18 protein-coding genes and 1 pseudogene are annotated in these 17,366 nt (G+C 58.5%); 14 read left to right on the forward strand and 5 right to left on the reverse strand.

The features are described 5' to 3' along the window. Positions 1 to 228, reverse strand: a 228-nt coding sequence (locus GDN47_RS32250; protein ID WP_210386781.1) for a hypothetical protein, incomplete at its 3' end; no start/stop codon positions are given. Positions 229 to 502: 274 nt separating this feature from the next. Here GDN47_RS32250 and GDN47_RS30415 point away from each other — a divergent pair. After that, positions 503 to 823, forward strand: coding sequence for an MFS transporter (locus GDN47_RS30415; RefSeq protein WP_152094895.1), 321 nt, complete (start codon positions 503 to 505; stop codon positions 821 to 823). A gap of 157 nt (positions 824 to 980) precedes the next feature. Here the strand turns inward: GDN47_RS30415 and GDN47_RS30420 are convergent, their stop codons facing one another. Beyond that, complete coding sequence (locus GDN47_RS30420) at positions 981 to 1,724, reverse strand: FadR/GntR family transcriptional regulator (protein WP_113396011.1); 744 nt, start codon at positions 1,722 to 1,724, stop codon at positions 981 to 983. A gap of 317 nt (positions 1,725 to 2,041) precedes the next feature. On the opposite strand from GDN47_RS30420, the gene GDN47_RS30425 reads away from it, so the two are divergent. The 5 genes from GDN47_RS30425 to GDN47_RS30445 all read left to right on the forward strand — a co-directional run bounded on the left by GDN47_RS30425 (position 2,042) and on the right by GDN47_RS30445 (position 7,185). Continuing rightward, positions 2,042 to 3,145 carry a sugar ABC transporter substrate-binding protein gene (locus GDN47_RS30425; protein WP_113396010.1) on the forward strand — a complete coding sequence of 368 codons (1,104 nt, stop codon included), beginning with the start codon at positions 2,042 to 2,044 and terminating at the stop codon, positions 3,143 to 3,145. 107 nt (positions 3,146 to 3,252) lie between these two features. Then, on the forward strand, positions 3,253 to 4,320 hold the full coding sequence (locus GDN47_RS30430; RefSeq protein WP_113396060.1) for an ABC transporter permease: 1,068 nt from the start codon (positions 3,253 to 3,255) through the stop codon (positions 4,318 to 4,320). A 10-nt stretch (positions 4,321 to 4,330) separates the two neighbouring features. Beyond that, a complete protein-coding gene (locus GDN47_RS30435) occupies positions 4,331 to 5,872 on the forward strand; it encodes a sugar ABC transporter ATP-binding protein (RefSeq protein WP_152094896.1) in 1,542 nt (513 codons plus the stop codon). After that, the gene (gene attM / locus GDN47_RS30440; RefSeq protein WP_152094897.1) at positions 5,869 to 6,657 is read left to right on the forward strand and encodes an AttM family quorum-quenching N-acyl homoserine lactonase; all 789 of its coding nucleotides are present in this window, start codon (positions 5,869 to 5,871) and stop codon (positions 6,655 to 6,657) included. Before GDN47_RS30435 ends, attM begins: the two co-directional genes overlap by 4 nt. Before the next feature lie 150 nt (positions 6,658 to 6,807). Next, positions 6,808 to 7,185, forward strand: coding sequence for a YybH family protein (locus tag GDN47_RS30445; protein ID WP_113395196.1), 378 nt, complete (start codon positions 6,808 to 6,810; stop codon positions 7,183 to 7,185). 295 nt (positions 7,186 to 7,480) lie between these two features. On the opposite strand, the gene GDN47_RS30450 is transcribed toward GDN47_RS30445, so the two are convergent. Then, complete coding sequence (locus GDN47_RS30450) at positions 7,481 to 8,287, reverse strand: AraC family transcriptional regulator (RefSeq protein WP_145324646.1); 807 nt, start codon at positions 8,285 to 8,287, stop codon at positions 7,481 to 7,483. Between the two features lie 98 nt (positions 8,288 to 8,385). Between GDN47_RS30450 and GDN47_RS30455 the strand changes: the two genes are divergently transcribed. Continuing rightward, positions 8,386 to 9,297, forward strand: coding sequence for a DMT family transporter (locus GDN47_RS30455; protein ID WP_152094898.1), 912 nt, complete (start codon positions 8,386 to 8,388; stop codon positions 9,295 to 9,297). A 352-nt stretch (positions 9,298 to 9,649) separates the two neighbouring features. Here GDN47_RS30455 and GDN47_RS30460 read toward each other — a convergent pair whose 3' ends face one another. Further along, positions 9,650 to 10,510 (reverse strand): LysR family transcriptional regulator, encoded by an 861-nt coding sequence (locus tag GDN47_RS30460; protein WP_152094899.1) that lies wholly within the window; start codon positions 10,508 to 10,510, stop codon positions 9,650 to 9,652. A gap of 138 nt (positions 10,511 to 10,648) precedes the next feature. Here GDN47_RS30460 and GDN47_RS30465 point away from each other — a divergent pair, with 138 nt between their 5' ends. From GDN47_RS30465 to GDN47_RS30485, 5 genes are all read left to right on the forward strand, one after another. Beyond that, positions 10,649 to 11,401 (forward strand): alpha/beta fold hydrolase, encoded by a 753-nt coding sequence (locus GDN47_RS30465; protein WP_145324652.1) that lies wholly within the window; start codon positions 10,649 to 10,651, stop codon positions 11,399 to 11,401. Positions 11,402 to 11,583: 182 nt separating this feature from the next. After that, complete coding sequence (locus GDN47_RS30470) at positions 11,584 to 12,486, forward strand: NAD(P)-dependent oxidoreductase (RefSeq protein ID WP_145634926.1); 903 nt, start codon at positions 11,584 to 11,586, stop codon at positions 12,484 to 12,486. After that, a complete protein-coding gene (locus tag GDN47_RS30475) occupies positions 12,483 to 13,307 on the forward strand; it encodes an oxidoreductase (protein ID WP_152094900.1) in 825 nt (274 codons plus the stop codon). The genes GDN47_RS30470 and GDN47_RS30475 overlap by 4 nt, the downstream gene beginning before the upstream one ends. Before the next feature lie 50 nt (positions 13,308 to 13,357). Further along, positions 13,358 to 14,206 carry an alpha/beta fold hydrolase gene (locus GDN47_RS30480; protein WP_145324658.1) on the forward strand — a complete coding sequence of 283 codons (849 nt, stop codon included), beginning with the start codon at positions 13,358 to 13,360 and terminating at the stop codon, positions 14,204 to 14,206. A 98-nt stretch (positions 14,207 to 14,304) separates the two neighbouring features. Next, positions 14,305 to 14,835, forward strand: coding sequence for a VOC family protein (locus tag GDN47_RS30485; protein WP_145324660.1), 531 nt, complete (start codon positions 14,305 to 14,307; stop codon positions 14,833 to 14,835). A gap of 322 nt (positions 14,836 to 15,157) precedes the next feature. On the opposite strand, the gene GDN47_RS30495 is transcribed toward GDN47_RS30485, so the two are convergent. Next, positions 15,158 to 16,189 carry a LacI family DNA-binding transcriptional regulator gene (locus GDN47_RS30495; RefSeq protein WP_145635258.1) on the reverse strand — a complete coding sequence of 344 codons (1,032 nt, stop codon included), beginning with the start codon at positions 16,187 to 16,189 and terminating at the stop codon, positions 15,158 to 15,160. Positions 16,190 to 16,353: 164 nt separating this feature from the next. Between GDN47_RS30495 and GDN47_RS32510 the strand changes: the two are divergent. Together GDN47_RS32510 and GDN47_RS30500 are read left to right on the forward strand one after the other, a co-directional pair. Next, a pseudogene (locus GDN47_RS32510) lies at positions 16,354 to 16,596 on the forward strand (dihydrodipicolinate synthase family protein); the annotation flags it as partial. Beyond that, the gene (locus GDN47_RS30500) at positions 16,588 to 17,100 is read left to right on the forward strand and encodes an urease accessory protein UreH domain-containing protein (protein ID WP_368518894.1); all 513 of its coding nucleotides are present in this window, start codon (positions 16,588 to 16,590) and stop codon (positions 17,098 to 17,100) included. The pseudogene GDN47_RS32510 and the gene GDN47_RS30500, both read left to right, overlap by 9 nt. The last annotated feature ends 266 nt before the right edge of the window (positions 17,101 to 17,366 follow it).

The raw sequence follows: 17,366 nt of genomic DNA on the forward strand, positions 1-17,366 counted from the left end.
ATAGGAACCTGGCTGGCCTCTCGCTTCGCTCCATCCTCGCCTAGGTACGAACGGCGCGACATCGACATCGCCGGACAGCTCGTCGCCGCCATCGCGCTCGCGTGCTTCACGGGCGCACTTACTCACGCCGGAGATCTTGGATGGAGCAATCTGTGGGTCGGCGGAGCTCTGCTTGCGGGTATCCTTCTCTTTATCGTCTTTCTGTGCATCGAAAGGGTGACGAAACATCCCATGACGCCGCTGACCTTATTTCGAAGCCGGGCCTTCTCCACGGCGATATGGGTCGGCGCTGTTGTCAACTTCGCCTTCTACGGATTGGTCTTCGTCTTCAGCCTGTTCTTTCAAATCGTGCAAGGCAGGTCTGCCTTCGAGACGGGACTTGCCTTCGCGCCGATGACGGCCATCATTATGGTGGTCAACATCGTGGCCGGTCGATTGATCGGAGCTAGAGGCTCCCGTCTGATCATGCTTGCAGGCCTTCGCAAGCAGGGGATACGCCGCAATGCTGTCGATCCACGCGGCTACACCGTTTTCGACAATCATCCCTGTCTTTCTCATCGCCGGAGGGGGCATTCCTCTGATCGTTCCCTCGGTCATGACGACGGCGATCTCGGAATCCGAGACCGGACGCGCCGGTATCGGAGCGGGCGTCCTCAATTCCGCCCGTCAGATCGGCGGTGCTATCGGTGTTGCGCTCTTCGGCTCAATTATCGGGGCGGTCGGCTCGACCGCCTTCGTCGAGGGCATGCATATTTCGATCGGGCTGGCCGTCGCAACCTTTCTCGCTTCGGCTGCGGCCGTATTTGTGTTCATACGATCATGAGCAGCGACATCTCGGAGGATTTCCGGGATGAAAAGCCTTTACTGCGCGAGTCTCAGCAATACTGCCAGAGAGCCGGCTGCTAGCAAAGGCGGTGATAGTCACCATACCATTGTAGCCGCCGCTTCGGGCAGCTGCAATGTCGGCCGATTCCTTGCCTTTAGCGGGTGCTTTCTCTTGATGGATGTTCCGTATCTACCCCTTTGAGGAGCAAGGTCAGCCGGGTGGCGGCGCCGCGCAGGTGGTTCTCTGCGGCAAGCCGCGCGCCCTGCGCATCGGCATTGGCAATTGCATTGTAGATGGCGATGTGTTCGCCTTGCACCTGCTCGAGCAAGGAGTTGCGCAGGGTGCTGGCACGGGCTTTGCGGATGAAATTTCGGACATGGGTTTCGAGGAAGTCCGACATCTCCCGAAAGTACGGATTGCCGCATGCATCGACGATCTCCCGGTGAAACGCCAGATCCTCCTCAATGCCGGCTGCACCGTTGTCGAATGCCATCTGGATGGCGTTCAGCCGACGCTCGATCTCTCGAAGCTGCTTTTCGGTACGCCGCTCTGCTGCCAGCGCCGTTGCAGCGGATTCAACCGCCATCAGCAACTCGATAACATTCTGGACATCCAGCGAATCCGTCAGATCGACGCCTGCCAACCGGAACGCAACCTCCTTCGTCTCGATGACAAAGGCTCCGAGCCCTTGACGCGTTGCGACCAGACCATCGCGCTTGAGCGTGCCGATCGCCTCACGCACAATGGGCCGGCTCACGCCGTATTTCTCCGAAAGAACACGCTCCGTCGGAAGCTTGTCGCCCTTTGCGTAAGTTCCGGACGTAATGTCGGCACGGATACGGCCGGCTACCGAATCCACAAGCGAAGGGCCGCGTGTTACCCTGTGATCTAGTACCATGCGCACCTCCGAGCGTTTTCCCCGACTCTGCCATCCGGAGTGGTTTTAACAGGCTTTGCCTCCTGCCACTGCCCTACTGCATCTTTTTCCGCAAGAATAGCAGAAAGTACTTGTCAGGCAACCAGGTTATATGGTTCTCTATCCACCAGAGGAGGGTGGCTGAGCAGCCGCCGCGACGGTTATCCGGTCGAGCGAAGCAGGAAAGGAGCGTCATTCAGGCAAGACGCTTCCGGCAACGCGCGCCCTGCCGGGATTCAGTTTGTCCAGGGAGAACGCGTTGGGCTTCTCGCGTGAACTAAGCAAAAAGGGAGGAATGCATGAGCTTTTTTGACGACATGACACGGCTGCGCGGGCTGGCGCAGGAAGCCACCGAATATGCGGAATTCAGCCGTCGTACCCTTCTGAAGGGAGCCGTCGGCGCAATTGGGAGCGCCGCGCTCGCCGGTACCGCTACGCTGGCAAGTGCCGACGAAATCACGCCGCCGGCACCTGGCAAGAAGGTGCGCATCGGCGTGCCTCTGACTTATGGACCGTTCAACCAGCCCTGGCGTCGCGGCTGCTGGCAAATCGTCAAGGCAGTGCTCGATGCCGGTGGCGAGGTCGTCACAGTTCGTGGCGAGCCGACCAAGGCAAGCGAGCAGGCCGCTTCCCGTGCATTGCTGGATCGCGGCATCGACGCTCTCGTCGTGGGTATTTACTCCCAAGAATCCGAGACGGCCTACATCGCCGACGAGGCACATAAGCGCGGCATCAAGACCGTCGGCTTTACGATCCCGGTGAAGGATTCCCCCGCCGTCATGGACGACGTGTGGGGCACCGCCACCACGCTCGGATATTTCGTGCAGAACTACTGCAAGCGTCAGGGCACCTTCGCCCAGACCGCCGAGCAGCGTGGCTACTTCACGCCGTTCGACATGGAAGTCGATATGTTCGAGCTGATGTGCCGCTACGAGCCGCGCATGAAGGTTCTTCCCTTCATCGACGGGGGACAGGGCACGACGGACGAAATTTCCGTTGGTCGCAAAAATATGCTTTCCCTGCTGCAGGCCAATCCCCAGCCGGGCTCCTTGGCGGGTTTCATATCGTGGTGGTGGCCATTCACTCTTGGTGCCGGCCAGGCGCTAAAGCAGATGAATCGCGATGACGTTCCTCTGTTCAACCACTACCTCTCGACTCAGTTCCTCGAAGCCTGGGCCGCCAAGCAGGTCCCAGTCGTCTTCAGTTGCGATTCTCCGTTCCCCGAAATCGGTCGCAAGACCGGTGAACTGGCCGTTAAGCTGGCGCGTGGCGAGGATGTGCCAAATATCGTCTACCGCATTCCGGTCATTTCCAAGACACCTGATCAGGCGACTGAGGCCCTTGCCGAACTCAAAAGCTGGGATGAACAAGCGATCGCGCTGCTCAAGCAGTTTGGTGGCTAATGGCTGATGTAGCACGTGGCAAGCAACATTTCGAGTTCGCCACATCGGCACCCGGATGCACCAAACACAAGGCGGCCAATTCGGCACTTGGCCAAATGAGCCTTCCAATGATCAAGAACGACTGGAATAGAACAGTGACGAAAGCTGAGCTGGATGATACCGCCAATAAGACGAAGCGCGAAAAAATCGTTCGGAAAACACAGGTTGCGGGGCGAATGGAATCGTTGGCAATGCGGTTCCTCCGACGGTGGGGCACGATCGTCGTGCTGCTTGCAGCCGGAGCAGGTTTTTCGCTGGCGTCGCCTTACTTCGCGACATTTTCAAACCTGAATAATATTCTTTTTTCAATGATTGTTAGCGCGCTCGTGTCACTGGGACTGACATGGGTCGTTGTGGCAGGAAGTTTTGACCTTTCGATTGGATTGACCGTCACAACGTCATCGATCGTTGTCGCTTTTCTAATCCCGGTCCTTGGGCCTTGGGTGGCGATTGGCGTTGCGCTTCTCGCGGCCTGCTTGATAGGGGCGGTCAATGGTCTTCTCGTGACCTATGGGAGACTGTCAGGTATCGTCGTGACGCTTGGTGTCATGTTTGTGCTGTCGGGCATCAACATATTCATCACCGGTGGCTATCAGGTGCCTGTCGGCTATGACGAATCAGCTTTCCTCTATCTTGGGCAGGGCAAGCTTGGAATGGTTGGCGTCCCTGTCCTCATTCTGCTTGCCGTCTTCCTTGTCGCTTTGATCGCCGGGTCACGTACACGTATCGGCCACTACATTGCAGCGGTCGGCGATAATCCCGTGGCAGCGTTCTATTCCGGCATCAATGTGTATCGGTGGGTCATCCTTGCTTTTATTCTCTCCGCTCTCATGGCCGGGATTGCCGGGGTCCTCGTGACGTCGATTTCTTCATCTGCGCAGCCCGTGGGTGGGGAGGGATACCTGCTGGAGGCGTTTGCTGCCGTCTTCCTCGGTGCAACGGTCTTGGGTAAAGGAAAGCCGCACTTGCTCGGGACGCTCATCGGGGTCTTCTTCCTCTACATGGTGGACTCCGGCATGAACATGGTCGGGTTCCCGTTTGCCGCCCGTCACATTTTCCAAGGTTCGGTTCTCATCATCGCGGTCGGTGCCAACGCGCTTCTCAATCGCGAAGAAGTCCATCTGAAGTTTATCTGAGGGCAAGATCATGACCAGGACGGCGCTCGTCGAACTGAAAAATATCGAGAAGGATTTCGCCGGTACCAAAGCCCTCAAAGGCGTGAGCCTCGACTTTCTCGCTGGGGAAGTGCACGGGTTGCTTGGCGAAAACGGCGCAGGTAAATCGACGCTGATTAAGATTCTCACCGGCGTCTATTCGCCAACCGCCGGTGAAATTCTCCTCGACGGCGTTCCTGTGCGGGTTTCCAGTCCACCGGAAGCACATCGCCTAGGTCTTGGCGCCGTCTATCAGGATGCCGAGCTTGTGCTCAGCTTCACCGTTGGGCAGAATATTCTTCTCGGTAACGAGCCGGGCCGGATTGGCATCAGCGGGCGAGAAATCCATGATGAGGCAGCGCGGATTCTCACTTTGATGGGCATCGATCTTGATGTGCGCCGTCTTGCCGGGACGCTGTCAGCAGCGGAGATGCAACTCGTCACGCTCGCGACCCTCTTTCATCGGCGCTACAAGCTCATCGTGCTGGACGAGCCGACGGCGCGCCTCTCTGCCGCAGAATCGGAAGTTCTCTTCCGCATCATCGAACGCTTCAAGATGGAGGGTGTTGCCATTGTCTATATTTCTCATCGCCTCAAGGAGGTGCAGGAAATTTGTGACCGCGCCACCATCTTGCGGGGCGGAGCCGTCTCCGGCACACTGAACCGAGGGGAGGTGACGGAAGACCGTGTCACCGAACTGATGGTGAATCGCAACCGCGCCGAACTTTCCATCTACAATTATGGCCGCCAAGTTCGCCCTGAGATCCTACTGAAGGTTAAAGATCTAGCGACCACCAAGCTGTCGCCGCTGTCCTTTACGGTCCAGGCGGGTGAGGTTCTTGGCATTACCGGGCCGGTGGGCGGCGGCATGGAAGATGTCGCACGCGCACTTGGGGGCGTTATCCGCCATACAGGCAAAGCCAGCCTGCGTGGACAGGCTATCAACGTCAAAACGCCGATGGCTGCACGTCGTTCAGGTGTGGCCCTCGTTCCAGAAGACCGGCGCAAGCAAGCTCTCTTTCCATCGCTTTCGGCGGCTGAAAACATCTGCCTTCCAGTCATGAGCAGACTAGAGCGGTTTTTGGCCATCAGTCCACGCGTGATGAAAACATATACCGATAGCGTCATGGAGCAGCTCGCTGTGCGCCCGCGTGATTCCGCCATCCAAGTTCGCTTCTTTTCCGGAGGAAACCAGCAGAAGCTGGTCATCGGCAAATGGATGAGTGCTGGCGCATCGCTTTACATTATCGTTGAACCGACGAACGGCGTCGACGTGGGGGCGATCAAGGAAATCTACGAAATCATTCTTCAACTTGCACAGGATGGAGCTGCGGTATTGCTGGTCTCATCTTCGTTGCGAGAGACGTTGACTCTGGCTGACCGCGTGATGGTGATCCACGACGGCAATTGCGTTGCGGAGGCACCGAAGACCAGCTGGACCTACGATGAGTTACTGGCGGTAACGTTGAGTGGCAAATTGAAAGCGCCCGCTAAGCGACTGCATTTTTCCATCAGAGGAGGAGAGACGACATGAGCACTGATGTAAGGCTCTATATGTTCCAGACAGGACAAATCCGGCAAAAGGAAGTCGATATCAAGCTCGGTTATAGTCAGCAGCCGTTCTTCACGCCGATACCGTGGTATCTGATCGTTCATCCCAAGGGCAATATCGTCATCGATGGCGGCACGGCCGTCGAGGCGGCAGTCGATCCGGAAGGTTGGTGGGGCGATACGACCAAGAAGTACTATCCGATCATGGATCAGTCGGAAGGCTGCGTGAACCAGCTTGCTATCATTGGCATGAAGCCTGATGACATCAAGTTCGTGCTTCACTCTCACCTTCATCTCGATCACTCGGGCGCCTGTGGCAACTTCCCCAAGGCTCGCCATCTGGTGCAGCGCCGCGAGATCGACTGGGCTTTCTCCGCCGACTGGTTCATGCAGGGCGGCTACATCAAGAAGGACCTGACCAAGGACGGCATCACTTGGGACGTTATGGAAGACGAGGACCAGTACGACGTCTTCGGCGACGGCAGCGTGCAAACATTCCTGTCGCCCGGTCATACGCCCGGCCACCAGTCCATCATGGTCCGCTTACCTAACAGTGGTCCAATCTTGTTGGCGATTGACGCGGCCTACACGATGGATCACTGGAACGAGAAATGCCTGCCCGGCGCTCTGACCTCGGCGCGTGAAGCCGCCGCGTCCGTGCGCAGGCTGCGCCGCATCGTTGAGAAGGAAAACGCGGTCGTCGTCCCCGGCCACGACATGGAAACATGGCAGACCTTCAAGAAGGCGCCCGTGGAATACTACGACTGATCTGCACAAGAAGATACCGTCGGCGGAGATCCCCCGACGGTAGGCGTGGCCGCCGTGCACTGGCGTATTGCCACGCCACCCTCATACTCGACCTGAAAATAACCCACGATGGCCGTCGCAAGGCTTCCGTCTCGGAGCTCCTGTTTTCAAATGCATGATATGATCCTCAATGAGATACAGCAGCGGTGGAACGACGCCGCGGCGATCTGGGATAGCAAGGCGCTTGCTCGGATCTACACGAGCGACGCCGTTTTTTTCGGCCTGCTCCCGAGGCTCTATGTCGGCCGCGCGGAGGTCGAGGAGTATTTCGGCAGCTACGAAGGTAGCCTCCGGGGTGTTACGCTGTCCCTAGTGGATCAGAATATCCGTTCTCTGGGTAAGGGCGTGTTCATAGCGCAGGGTTTCGGCAACATCGTGAATCACCATCTGGACGGTACAATCTTGCGCAACAGGGTGCGCTCATCTTTCGTCGTGGTGGAGACGGAAGACGAATGGCTAATAGCGCTTCATCATTTTTCAAATCTTTAGACTCAAGCGACATGTGGCCAAAGCGTTTTGATCCGTCAAGTCGTAGGCACTCCGAATCGGAAATGTCCAAGATGGCATTTGCGGGGGGCCGGCGTCATCATGTATGTCTGCGCCCCCCGCAACTTGATGGAAACGGCGGAAGCATTGCCACGAGCGCTTTAAGAGCGAGCGCCACAGTTGGTGTTTTTGAAAACTGCAGAAGATTCTGGCACGACGGTGTCAGATGATGCTGCCTGCCATACTAGCTCATTGAAATGGAACAAAGTAGTTGAAGGGACCGCAGGTTCAGACCCTTTCAAGAGCCAAGTGCATTGCGGCGATCAGCGCTGATCTTCCTGTATAGCGTAGGTCGCAAATTCATTGGGCTCGTTCCGGTCTGTCGCCGGAACATAGTGATGAACGCGGAAGAACTGTTATATCCTAGGATCTTTGCGACAGATTGCACTGATCTGCCGTCTTCGATCAGCGACAGCGAAGCAATCAGCTTCAGCCTTTGTCGCCATTCGTTGAACGATATGCCGAGATGTCCGCTGAATCGGCGTGATAGGGTTTTTTCCGTGGTTTGAAGAGATCGTGCCCATTCTGATAGGGAGCGGCGGTCGCTCGGATCCGCCTGCAGCGCGTCGATCAGCGGCTGCAGCAGATCGTCGCCCGAGACGGGCAGGAAGCTCTCGCGCCTTGGCGCGTTCAGCAACTGATCGATCAGGACGAATGCAAGCCGCCGATCCGCATCCGTCTCCGGCACCGTTATCCCACGTATGGCAAAATCAGCAAGGATCGCCTTGATGAGTGGGCTGAGCTCGAGCGTGCAGGCTGTTTCGGGCATGCCGACGCAGAGATCGCGGTCGATATAAATCGAGACGAATTTAACGTTTTCACGGTTATGGCAGGCGTGTAACGCGTTAGCGGGTATCCATGTTGCGTAATGAGGCGGACAGAGAAAACGCCTTCCCTCAACCCGCGCTTCCATTACGCCGCTGACAGCATAACCGACCTTGCACCAGGGTTGCCTTTTCTCCTCAAAGACGGCACCGGCCCCATAGCTTTCCGTGCGGAATGACAGAGGCGCCGGATCTTTGCCGACAGGAATGACAGTCTTCATCCTTCGTCCTATCGTCGTAACTCAATGTCCTTTTATCGCTATATATCGCAAGAAAGACTTTTGCTAGGCAGGAGCCGATACGAACAAGGAGGCTCGAAATGCCTATCAAATATCTGCTCTTCTCGTTGCTGGCAGTCCTCATCTGGGTGGGGAATACCATCGTCAGCAAGCTGGCCGCAGGCACCATTGCGCCCGGCACTATTGCGTTCGAGCGCTGGTTCATCGCATTCGTCATCTTGACGCCGCTGGTCGGACGGGATGCCTGGCGCCAGAGTCGGACAATCGCGTCCCACTTGCCCAAGCTCATCCTGCTCGGCCTGCTGGGCATGGCTGCATGCCAGGGCCTCGGATATTACGCCGCCGGATTCACCACGGCCACCAACATGGCGATCATGCTCTCGCTCGTGCCGCTGCTGACGTTGATCCTCGGCGCAGTTTTCTTCCATGAGAGGCCCTCCAGCCTTGCGGTGATCGGTGGCGTTGTTTCCTTGTCCGGCATCTTTGTCGTTCTCAGCCACGGCGATCCATCGAGGCTTCTGTCGGAGGGAGTGGGGCGCGGCGATGCGATGATGCTGGTCGCGGTTCTGGCTTATGCCGCTTACGGCATTCTTCTGAGACGCTGGGCCATTCCGCTTGCCACCTGGACGTCGATTTATGTGCAGATCGGTGCCGCGGTCGTGCTGCTCGTCCCAAGCTATCTGCTGTCGGCCCCATCCGGTTTGAACCTGTCAAATACGGCCATGGTGCTTTACGCGGCAATCCCCGGTTCAATCCTTGCGCCATTCGTTTGGATGTCGGCGGTAAAGCATCTCGGCGCGGCCCGCACGGCGATCTTCATGAACCTGATCCCGATACTTACCGCCATCGTTGCGGCCATCTTTCTCGGCGAGACCTTGTATGTCTACCATCTTATTGGTGGCGGCATGACGGTGGCGGGTATCATCCTCGTGCAGCGGAAATCTGTCCGCGAACGGTCAGACCAGAGGACAGTGGCGACGAGAGCTCAATAAGTAGCAGGCCGAAGACCGTGGCTATAAGACGCCGGGCTGCCCGCTCCACCTCCACTATGGTGGTCCCTTGCCTCGTGGTTTCATTTGGCGGGCTCCTGCCGCCGTAGACGATACCTCCAGCCAGCAAAGATATTCCGCGGCTTGCTTGTACACGGACAGAACGACACGACGATACCGCAATGGCTTCGACACCCACTGCAGCCTAGCTCGGCGGCACGCGTTTCAAAGTCGAACTCGAGGTCGAACCGGGCGTCGGTCGCACCATTTCGTAGACAGGCGCGGCTAACTCAATCGCAAGCGGCGACCGATCGGCCTATTTTCGAGCAGTCTTGAATCATCTCCGGGCTGCTCATCATGCGGTCGCGCTCACGAGATGGTTCGATACCGTCGAGATGAACGCACGAAGACGCTGAAGACGTCGTAGGTCCCGGTGATATCCCATCCAGATGTCTCGCGCCGGCGGCGGCATCGGCAGTTCCAGTCTGCGGATACCCGCGATTTGATCGCCGACCACGCGGGGCAGGACGGCGATCCCGACGCCTTGCCGACACATGCGGCCCTGGACGTTACGGTTGTTCGATCGCAGGACCGGTCTCGCGTTGGGGAAGCTCTCGGTGAGCCAAGCGATATCGGGAAACTGCCCTGTCGACGTATCGTGGGTGATCAGCCGGAAGCCAGCCCCATCGCCATATTTAGGATCAGGTGATTCCTCGGCGATGTAGACGCCGTATTCAAGCCTGAAGAGGCGCCGCTGAACGACATCGGCGGTGTTGAACGGGACGATACGAAAAGCGACGTCGGCCTCGCGCTGGGCGAGGTTGAACAGGCGCGTGCCGGTCAGGATCTCGACATCGACATTGGGATAGGCGTTCGAGAAATCCGCCAGTATGGGAGGCAGCACGTAGGCCCCGAACCAGTCGGCTGATGAAACGCGCAGACTGCCTTTGAGATTCTGCTCCTGCCCCGCAAGCCGGCGTTCCATGGCCAGCGCGCCTTCTTCCATCTGCTCCGCCAGCGCGATGATCCCGTGGCCCTCTTCGGTCAGGACAAGACCGTCCGCGGTCCGCTGGAAGAGCGTGTGGCCGATCGCCTGCTCAAGTGCGCGCAGGCGCCTGCCGACGGTCGGATGGCTTGTCTGAAGAGAACGCGCCGCGCCGCCGAGCGTGCCGGATCGCACAACCGCAAGAAAGATTTTGACGTCACTCCATTCCATCGCGGCACCCTTACAAAACTGAACGCCGAGAATACATTTTTGTCACTTAAAGAACAAATCTAAGCACCTAGATTCCCACCATCGGCCCATCGGCCCATCTCTCGTGTATCACCTCATGTCCTTCGGAAGGAACGGCAAATGTCCCTCAAGTCTCTCTATCTCGGTGCTGCGGCTCTTGCAGTGGTGTTCGGCGCGCCGTCCGCTTTCGCGCAACCGGCCCAAAATGTGATTTTGGTCCATGGCGCGTTGGTCGATGGCAGCGGCTGGAGGGGCGTTTATGAGCGCCTGGTGGCCAAAGGCTTGAAAGTCACGGTCGTCCAGGAACCGAATACTTCGCTGGCGGACGATGTTCAGGCGGTTCACCGCGCTATCGAGCAGCAAAATGGGCCGATCGTCCTCGTTGGCCACAGCTATGGTGGTCAAATCATCACCGAAGCCGGCGTCGACCCAAAGGTTTCGGCACTTGTCTATGTCGCGGCCATCGTCCCGGATGTTGGCGAGAGCGTAGGCGATCTGTTTGAGAAGTGGCCGAGTCCGACCGCGGACGCGTTCAAGTCGACGTCAGACGGTTTCCTGCTGTTCGATCCAGCGAAGTTCCGGCTGGGATTCGCCGCTGACCTCTCCAAGGCCGAGACGGATTTCATGGCTAACTCGCAGGTGCCGGTATCAGCGAAGATCCTCGGAACCAAGACGCAACACGCGGCCTGGAAGACCAAGCCGAGCTACGGCATCGTGGCCGGGCTGGACATGGCTGTCGCCGTCGAGGCGGAGCGATCCCTGTACAAGCGGGCAAGTGCGAAGGTCACCGAGGTGCCCGGTGCCAGCCATGCGGTTTATATCTCGTACCCGCGCGAAGTCGCCGACGTCATCGCCGAAGCGGCGAGCAAATGATGCCGATGCCTTGATGTTCAGGCTCAGGGCTGCGGATGTTTCGTGACCCATGCGCCGAAGCCACTCCTGTGGTTTCGGCATCGCGATCGGCCAACTCATTGGCGCAGGTCTCGGTCTGACGATCGCCCGGCGGCTGGGTCCGACCCCGCGCCAGCTCTCATCCGAACAACAGGAGATAGAACATGCAGATCGGATTTATCGGTCTCGGCAGTATGGGCTCGGCAATGGCCCTGAACCTAGTGAAGGCAGGCCATGACGTTTGGGCCTGGAACCGTAGCAAGGTCGCCCGGGATAGTGTCCCAGGGGTGACGCTTGTCGAATTCGCGGCGGATGCATTCCAGGCTGATGCAGTCTTTACGATGCTATCCGACGACGCTGCCATTCGAGAGGTGATCCTCGATGCCGGCCTGCTCGCAAGCGCGCAACCAGGGCTGACCACCCATGTTGTCACATCAACGATCTCGGTCGCTTTCGCGCGAGAACTGGAGCTGCTGCACGAAGAGGCGGGCCTTGGCTATGTGTCCGCACCGGTTCTCGGACGACCGAACGTAGCGGCGAGTGGCCAGCTTAACATCCTGGCGGCCGGGAAGGCCGATGCAATTGCCGCGATCGAGCCGCTGCTCGCTCCCCTCGGCAAAAAGGTCTGGAAGTTGGGGGAGAACCCCGCTCGCGCGAATGCGGCGAAGCTCGCCTGCAACATGATGATCGCCATGGCTATCGAGGCGATGGCGGAGGGTGTCGTGCTGACCGAGAGCGTCGGCCTCGACAGCGCGGATTTCTTTGAACTCATCCTGGGCACCCTGTTCTCGGGCCGCGCCTATGAGAGCTACAGCACGCAGATCACGGAACGGTCCTTCGAGCCCGGCTTTAAGGCCAAGCTCGCACTCAAGGACATCCGCCTGGCAACTGAGGCCAGCAACGAGATCGGACGCACGCTCCCGATGCTCGAAGCTATCCGCGAGGGGCTCGACAAAGCCGTTTTGGCGGGCCTCGGCGAAAAGGATTGGTCGATCATGGCCGATATGACGGTTCGTGGCGTCGATAGCTTGGCGTTACCTGAAACCAACGCGGAGACAAACCAATGAAGACTTGGCTCATCACAGGCTGTTCAAGCGGCTTTGGCCAGCGGCTCGCGCTTGCTGCGGCACAGCGCGGCGATCGGGTCATCGCGACGGCCCGCAATGTCAAAACGATTGGAGAAATGGCTGAGCCTTTCGCCGGCCGCATGATCACCTTGCCGCTTGACGTGACGGATGCGGCGGCAGCCAAGGCAGCGGTCGCGAACGCGGTCGAGACATTCGGCGGTTTTGACGTGCTCGTGAACAATGCCGGCTACGGTCTGTTCGGCGCGATCGAGGAAGGTACGCCCGAAGAATATCGGCCGATGTTCGAGGTGAACATGTTCGGGCTGATCGAAACCACCAGAGCCGCTCTGCCTGTCCTGCGACGTTCGGGCGGAACGATCGTCAACATGTCGTCCGGCGCAGGCATCGCCGGCAGCGGCGGTGGCGGATATTACAATGCCGCCAAGTTCGCCGTGGAAGGGATTTCCGAAGCGCTCGCTGACGAGCTGACGCCGTTCGGCATCCGCGTGCTGATCGTCGAGCCTGGTCCGTTTCGCACCGATTTCCTTGGTCGTTCGATCACCATAGCGGCCAAGGAGATGCTGGAATACGCCGCGAGCTCGCGCAAGCACTATCGCGAAACCAACAACGGCAATCAGGCGGGCGATCCCGACAAGGCGATCGCGGTGATCCTGCAGGCAGTCGATGCTGACAACGCTCCGCTTCATCTGCCGCTCGGCCCGATCGCGCATTCGATCGCTGAGCGCAAGCTGGCTTCCTTCCGCCGCGATATCGACGCCTGGCGCGACATCACGATCGCGACCGATTTCGACCAGCCCTGAGCGCTGGCCGCAAGCTCTGTTTGAATGTCAACCTCGATTGGAAAGGGATCATGATCGCAACTTTGAAGGGGTTTACCCAGCAGCTGGTGCCAGTGAATAGCATCAAGATCAACGCCGTCACGGGAGGCTCCGGTTCACCGATCCTTCTGCTTCACGGCTGGCCGGAAACGTGGTGGGAATGGCATCACGTGATGCCGCTGCTGGCCGAGCATTTCAGCGTCGTGGCCATGGATCTGCGCGGCGCGGGTTTTTCCGACTGCCCGCTTGACGGCTATGACAAGGCGACGATGGCGCGGGACGCGCACGAGGTCATGGTTGCACTTGGGCATGAACGCTACGCCGTGTGCGGCCATGACATTGGCGGAATGGTGGCGTTGCGGCTGGCCGCAATCTATCGAGAGGCTGTTACCCACCTGGCCGTCCTCGACGTTCCCCTTCCCGGCTGGACACAATGGGAGGCGATGACAGCGAGGATCTGGCACTTCAGCTTCCATATGAACCGGGATCTACCCGAGCGCCTGATTCATGGCCGTGAATATGACTATGTTTCGGCCTTCATGGCGGAGCGGTTCTACGATCACAGTGCCTTCAATCCGGAGGACGTCGAGATCTACGCCAAGGCGATGGCTCTCCCGGGCCGCACGCGAGCTAGCATGGAGTGGTATCGCACCCTCACCGCTGACCATGCGGCCGCGCTGGAGTACAAAAAGCAGCCGCTCGAGATACCGGTACTGGGTCTCGGGGGCGAGCAGCGCTTCGGTGCGCATATGGTCTCGATGCTCAAGGAGTTCGCCAGTAATGTGACGGGCGGCTCGATTGAGCGGTGCAGCCACTATGTCGCGGACGAGCGGCCGCATGAAGTGGCGGCCGCTCTGATCGATTTTCTCAAGGCCAATTGAAAACTGCGGTCGCCCCGCCGTGAGGCGGGGGATGGCGCCATTGCGGGCGAGTTGCGCCCGATCGCGTTCGATCGAATAAATGAGAAAGGAAGACTATCATGACTGCACCTAAAGTTCGCGGCGTCAATCACATCGGCATCACGGTGCCTGACATCGAAGCAGCAAAATCGTTCCTGGTGGAAGCATTTGGCGGTCAAGTAATCTATCAGTCCTTTGGACCGCAGGACCCACCGCGGCAAGGACCCGAATTCGAGCGGGCCACTGGCGCTCTCCCTGGAACGGTTGTGCGTGCGCAGGCGATGGTCAAGATCGGAACCGGACCGGACATTGAACTCTTCGAAATGCATGGCCCCGAACAAGCCCAGCCGGTTCGGGCGAGCGACTTCGGCATTACGCACTTTGGTGTCTACACCGACGATATCGACGCATCGGTCGAGCGCTTCGAAAAGGCCGGTGGCACGTCTCTTACCGCGCCACGCGCTATTCCCTACGCAACCGAAAAAGGTCCTGGAAACAAGGTCTGCTATTGCCGCATGCCATGGGGCACGACCGTGGAATTCATCACCACGCCCGACCGCATGGGCTATCACGACCAAACGAATCTGCGCAGGTGGCAGGACGAGGAATGAGCGTAAGCTTTGAAATGCATGGGCGCGCCGAAAGCTTTTAAGAAAAAGGATGCAGGAGATCTATCACGGCGAAATGTCCAAGCACATGGACGTGTTCCGGACTGTTAAAAACGAGCTGTTTCCGAAGGGAACCTATGCGTGGACTCGGACGGGTGTCTCCGAGCTCGCCCACCCGGGACTTCTGGCTGAGGTGAAATGTGTTGCCGTCGAGCGATAACGGAACCTATATGTCGCGAACCATCCCTTTACATTGAAGCAGAGAAGTTACAACCGCTTAGAGAATCCGAGGCAGCGGACTCTGGTTTCAACTCTCTTCAAGAGCTTACAGTGTAACAGATCGCGTCGACTTCCTGGGTATGAGCGTCGGAGCCGATACCCGAATACGGTCATCTGGCGATATTGCGTCGCTTCCCAATAAATCGAGCGCATTCGCAGCAATCTGCTCGAAGGGCACCCGCAGGGTGGTCAGTGGCGTAGAGAGATGGCTGACAATCGGAATGTCGTTGTAGCCGACCAGTGAGACGTCGCCTGGCACTGACAGACCCATGCGCATGAGCCCTGATAGTGCGCCGATGGCTGTATTGTCGTTAACCGCAAACATCGCCGTCGGGGCTTGCGGCAGGTGCATGATTTTCTCGGCCGCTTCCGCGCCGGATTCGATTCCGAAAGTGGATGGAACAATGAGGGATGGATCGATCTCCAGCTCCATTTCCATCATGGCCTGGCAATAGCCTTCCACGCGGGTCCGCGCGCTGGAGGCATAGGAGGGACCCGCAATGACTCCGATCCTGCGATGACCAAGATCAAGCAGGTGTCGCGTGGCGAGATATCCACCAAGCCGGTCATCGCCGATCGATGAAAGACTGTGACCATCGGTTCTAAGCGCCAGAACCGTCGGCACACCTCTTGCCGCCAATATGTCGGGAAAGTCATCGTCGTCGCGCGCTGTCGACAAGATGAGCCCATCGACGCCGCGCTTCAGAAGCGACTCCGCAGCAAGGCGATCGGCTTTCGGCTTCTCGTCCGTAGTCGCGACGATGGCAAACCGCCCGGTCCTGCTGCAGGCTTTTGCAAGGGATTCGTAGAGCATCGCCATCACTGTGTCCGTCAGCCTGGGTACGATAATCCCCACCGTCATGGTATTGCCGCGACGAAGACTGGCCGCAGAAACATCTCTGACGTAACCGAGTTCCTCGGCGATCTTTCTGACGCGTCTGGCTGTTTCGCTGTCCGAGCGCGGCAGGCGTTCATCTAAAATTCTCGACACCGTCGACTTCGAAACACCGGCTGCGGCCGCGACGTCGAGAATCGTTATGCGCGTCTGACGAGCGCTATCTTCCACCGTTGAATTCATTTGGAATTTCCGTGCCGGCGAGTCCTGATCTGCTTCTGGATCCCCATGATGCCTGAAAAATCCTGTTGACTCCAGCGAAATCAGAAACGATAGTGGGAACGTTCCCATTAACGATCCTGTCGCTGATTGTGAATCGGATAGCGACGGCAAGGAGGAGACTACCCATGCACCCAATGGACCTCAGAGGCTTGAGCCCAGCACCGGTGACCGCATTCACCCGCGACGGCGAAGTCGACTATGCCGCGAACACGCGGATCGCAAAGTGGCTTGCGTCGATGGACGGTGTGAAGAGCCTCGTCATCCTTGGCCACGCCGGCGAAGGCACGTTCCTGACCGAAGAGGAGCGCCTCAAGCTGATCCGCATCTATGTCGAAGCCGTGAATGGCGAGATTCCGATCATAGCCGGCAGCTCGACGATGGAGATATTCGGTCAGCTGTTGCGATTTTCGGGCGGGCAGGAGGTACTGCGGCTGATCGCCGCCGCCGCACTTGTCTGGTCGGGGCTTTCGATCGTCGGCATCCTGCCAAAGATCCGCCGACTAGACGGTGGGATCATGGGTATGATCGGCCAAATGCCAGCGGCCATCTCGGGGTCCTTCAACGCATCGGCACCACTCGTTGCCGGAATCTGCTGGGGGTTGGCGCCCTGTGCGATGGTCTATAATGCGCTGATGACGGCGATGCTGACCGGCTCGATGGCCGGCGGCGCCTTGTTCATGACCGGCTTCGGGCTTGCAACTATTCCCGCCGTTGCGGCTGTCGCCGCCGGCGCGGTGATGCTGACTGGGTCACGAACTGCGCGCTGGCTAGGTCCGGCCCTGCGGCGCGGGGCAGGGCTGACACTCGCAGCCATTGGTGTTCTGAGCGCGACATTCCCGGCCGCCTCGCTTGCGAGCCTTTGTCTCGGCTGAGGTATGTGCTGGTGGCACCGTAAATTCAACCGGTAGACGAGCTATCACCCGCCTATGAGCGAAGCGTGCAACAAAAATTCACCGGCGTTTGGCATCTTCTTTGAAATTGCCGGTCTGTATAAGCGATATTTCCTAAGGCAGCGGCCGCTTTACAAGCAAGACAATAAATTAGAATGCAGGTGACGCCTCTTTCCGGCAGCGCAGATGGAGAAAGAGCCTAGGGCAGATAGCGGTCGCCCGCGCAGTTGTCCGGACGAACGCTCTCA

The sequence above is a fragment of the Martinezella dioscoreae genome (assembly GCF_009176305.1).
Taxonomy (GTDB): Bacteria; Pseudomonadota; Alphaproteobacteria; order Rhizobiales; family Rhizobiaceae; genus Rhizobium; species Rhizobium dioscoreae.

Bases quoted from the DNA above. Each gene is read 5' to 3' on its own strand.
- GDN47_RS30420 (WP_113396011.1), bottom strand. From the start codon at position 1,724: ATGGTACTAGATCACAGGGTAACACGCGGCCCTTCGCTTGTGGATTCG.
- GDN47_RS30450 (WP_145324646.1), bottom strand. From the start codon at position 8,287: ATGAAGACTGTCATTCCTGTCGGCAAAGATCCGGCGCCTCTGTCATTC.
- GDN47_RS30435 (WP_152094896.1), top strand. From the start codon at position 4,331: ATGACCAGGACGGCGCTCGTCGAACTGAAAAATATCGAGAAGGATTTC.
- GDN47_RS30475 (WP_152094900.1), top strand. From the start codon at position 12,483: ATGAAGACTTGGCTCATCACAGGCTGTTCAAGCGGCTTTGGCCAGCGG.
- GDN47_RS30430 (WP_113396060.1), top strand. From the start codon at position 3,253: ATGATCAAGAACGACTGGAATAGAACAGTGACGAAAGCTGAGCTGGAT.
- attM (WP_152094897.1), top strand. From the start codon at position 5,869: ATGAGCACTGATGTAAGGCTCTATATGTTCCAGACAGGACAAATCCGG.
- GDN47_RS30495 (WP_145635258.1), bottom strand. From the start codon at position 16,189: ATGAATTCAACGGTGGAAGATAGCGCTCGTCAGACGCGCATAACGATT.
- GDN47_RS30425 (WP_113396010.1), top strand. From the start codon at position 2,042: ATGAGCTTTTTTGACGACATGACACGGCTGCGCGGGCTGGCGCAGGAA.
- GDN47_RS30415 (WP_152094895.1), top strand. From the start codon at position 503: ATGCTGTCGATCCACGCGGCTACACCGTTTTCGACAATCATCCCTGTC.
- GDN47_RS30470 (WP_145634926.1), top strand. From the start codon at position 11,584: ATGCAGATCGGATTTATCGGTCTCGGCAGTATGGGCTCGGCAATGGCC.
- GDN47_RS30445 (WP_113395196.1), top strand. From the start codon at position 6,808: ATGCATGATATGATCCTCAATGAGATACAGCAGCGGTGGAACGACGCC.
- GDN47_RS30465 (WP_145324652.1), top strand. From the start codon at position 10,649: ATGTCCCTCAAGTCTCTCTATCTCGGTGCTGCGGCTCTTGCAGTGGTG.
- GDN47_RS30455 (WP_152094898.1), top strand. From the start codon at position 8,386: ATGCCTATCAAATATCTGCTCTTCTCGTTGCTGGCAGTCCTCATCTGG.
- GDN47_RS30480 (WP_145324658.1), top strand. From the start codon at position 13,358: ATGATCGCAACTTTGAAGGGGTTTACCCAGCAGCTGGTGCCAGTGAAT.
- GDN47_RS30460 (WP_152094899.1), bottom strand. From the start codon at position 10,510: ATGGAATGGAGTGACGTCAAAATCTTTCTTGCGGTTGTGCGATCCGGC.
- GDN47_RS30485 (WP_145324660.1), top strand. From the start codon at position 14,305: ATGACTGCACCTAAAGTTCGCGGCGTCAATCACATCGGCATCACGGTG.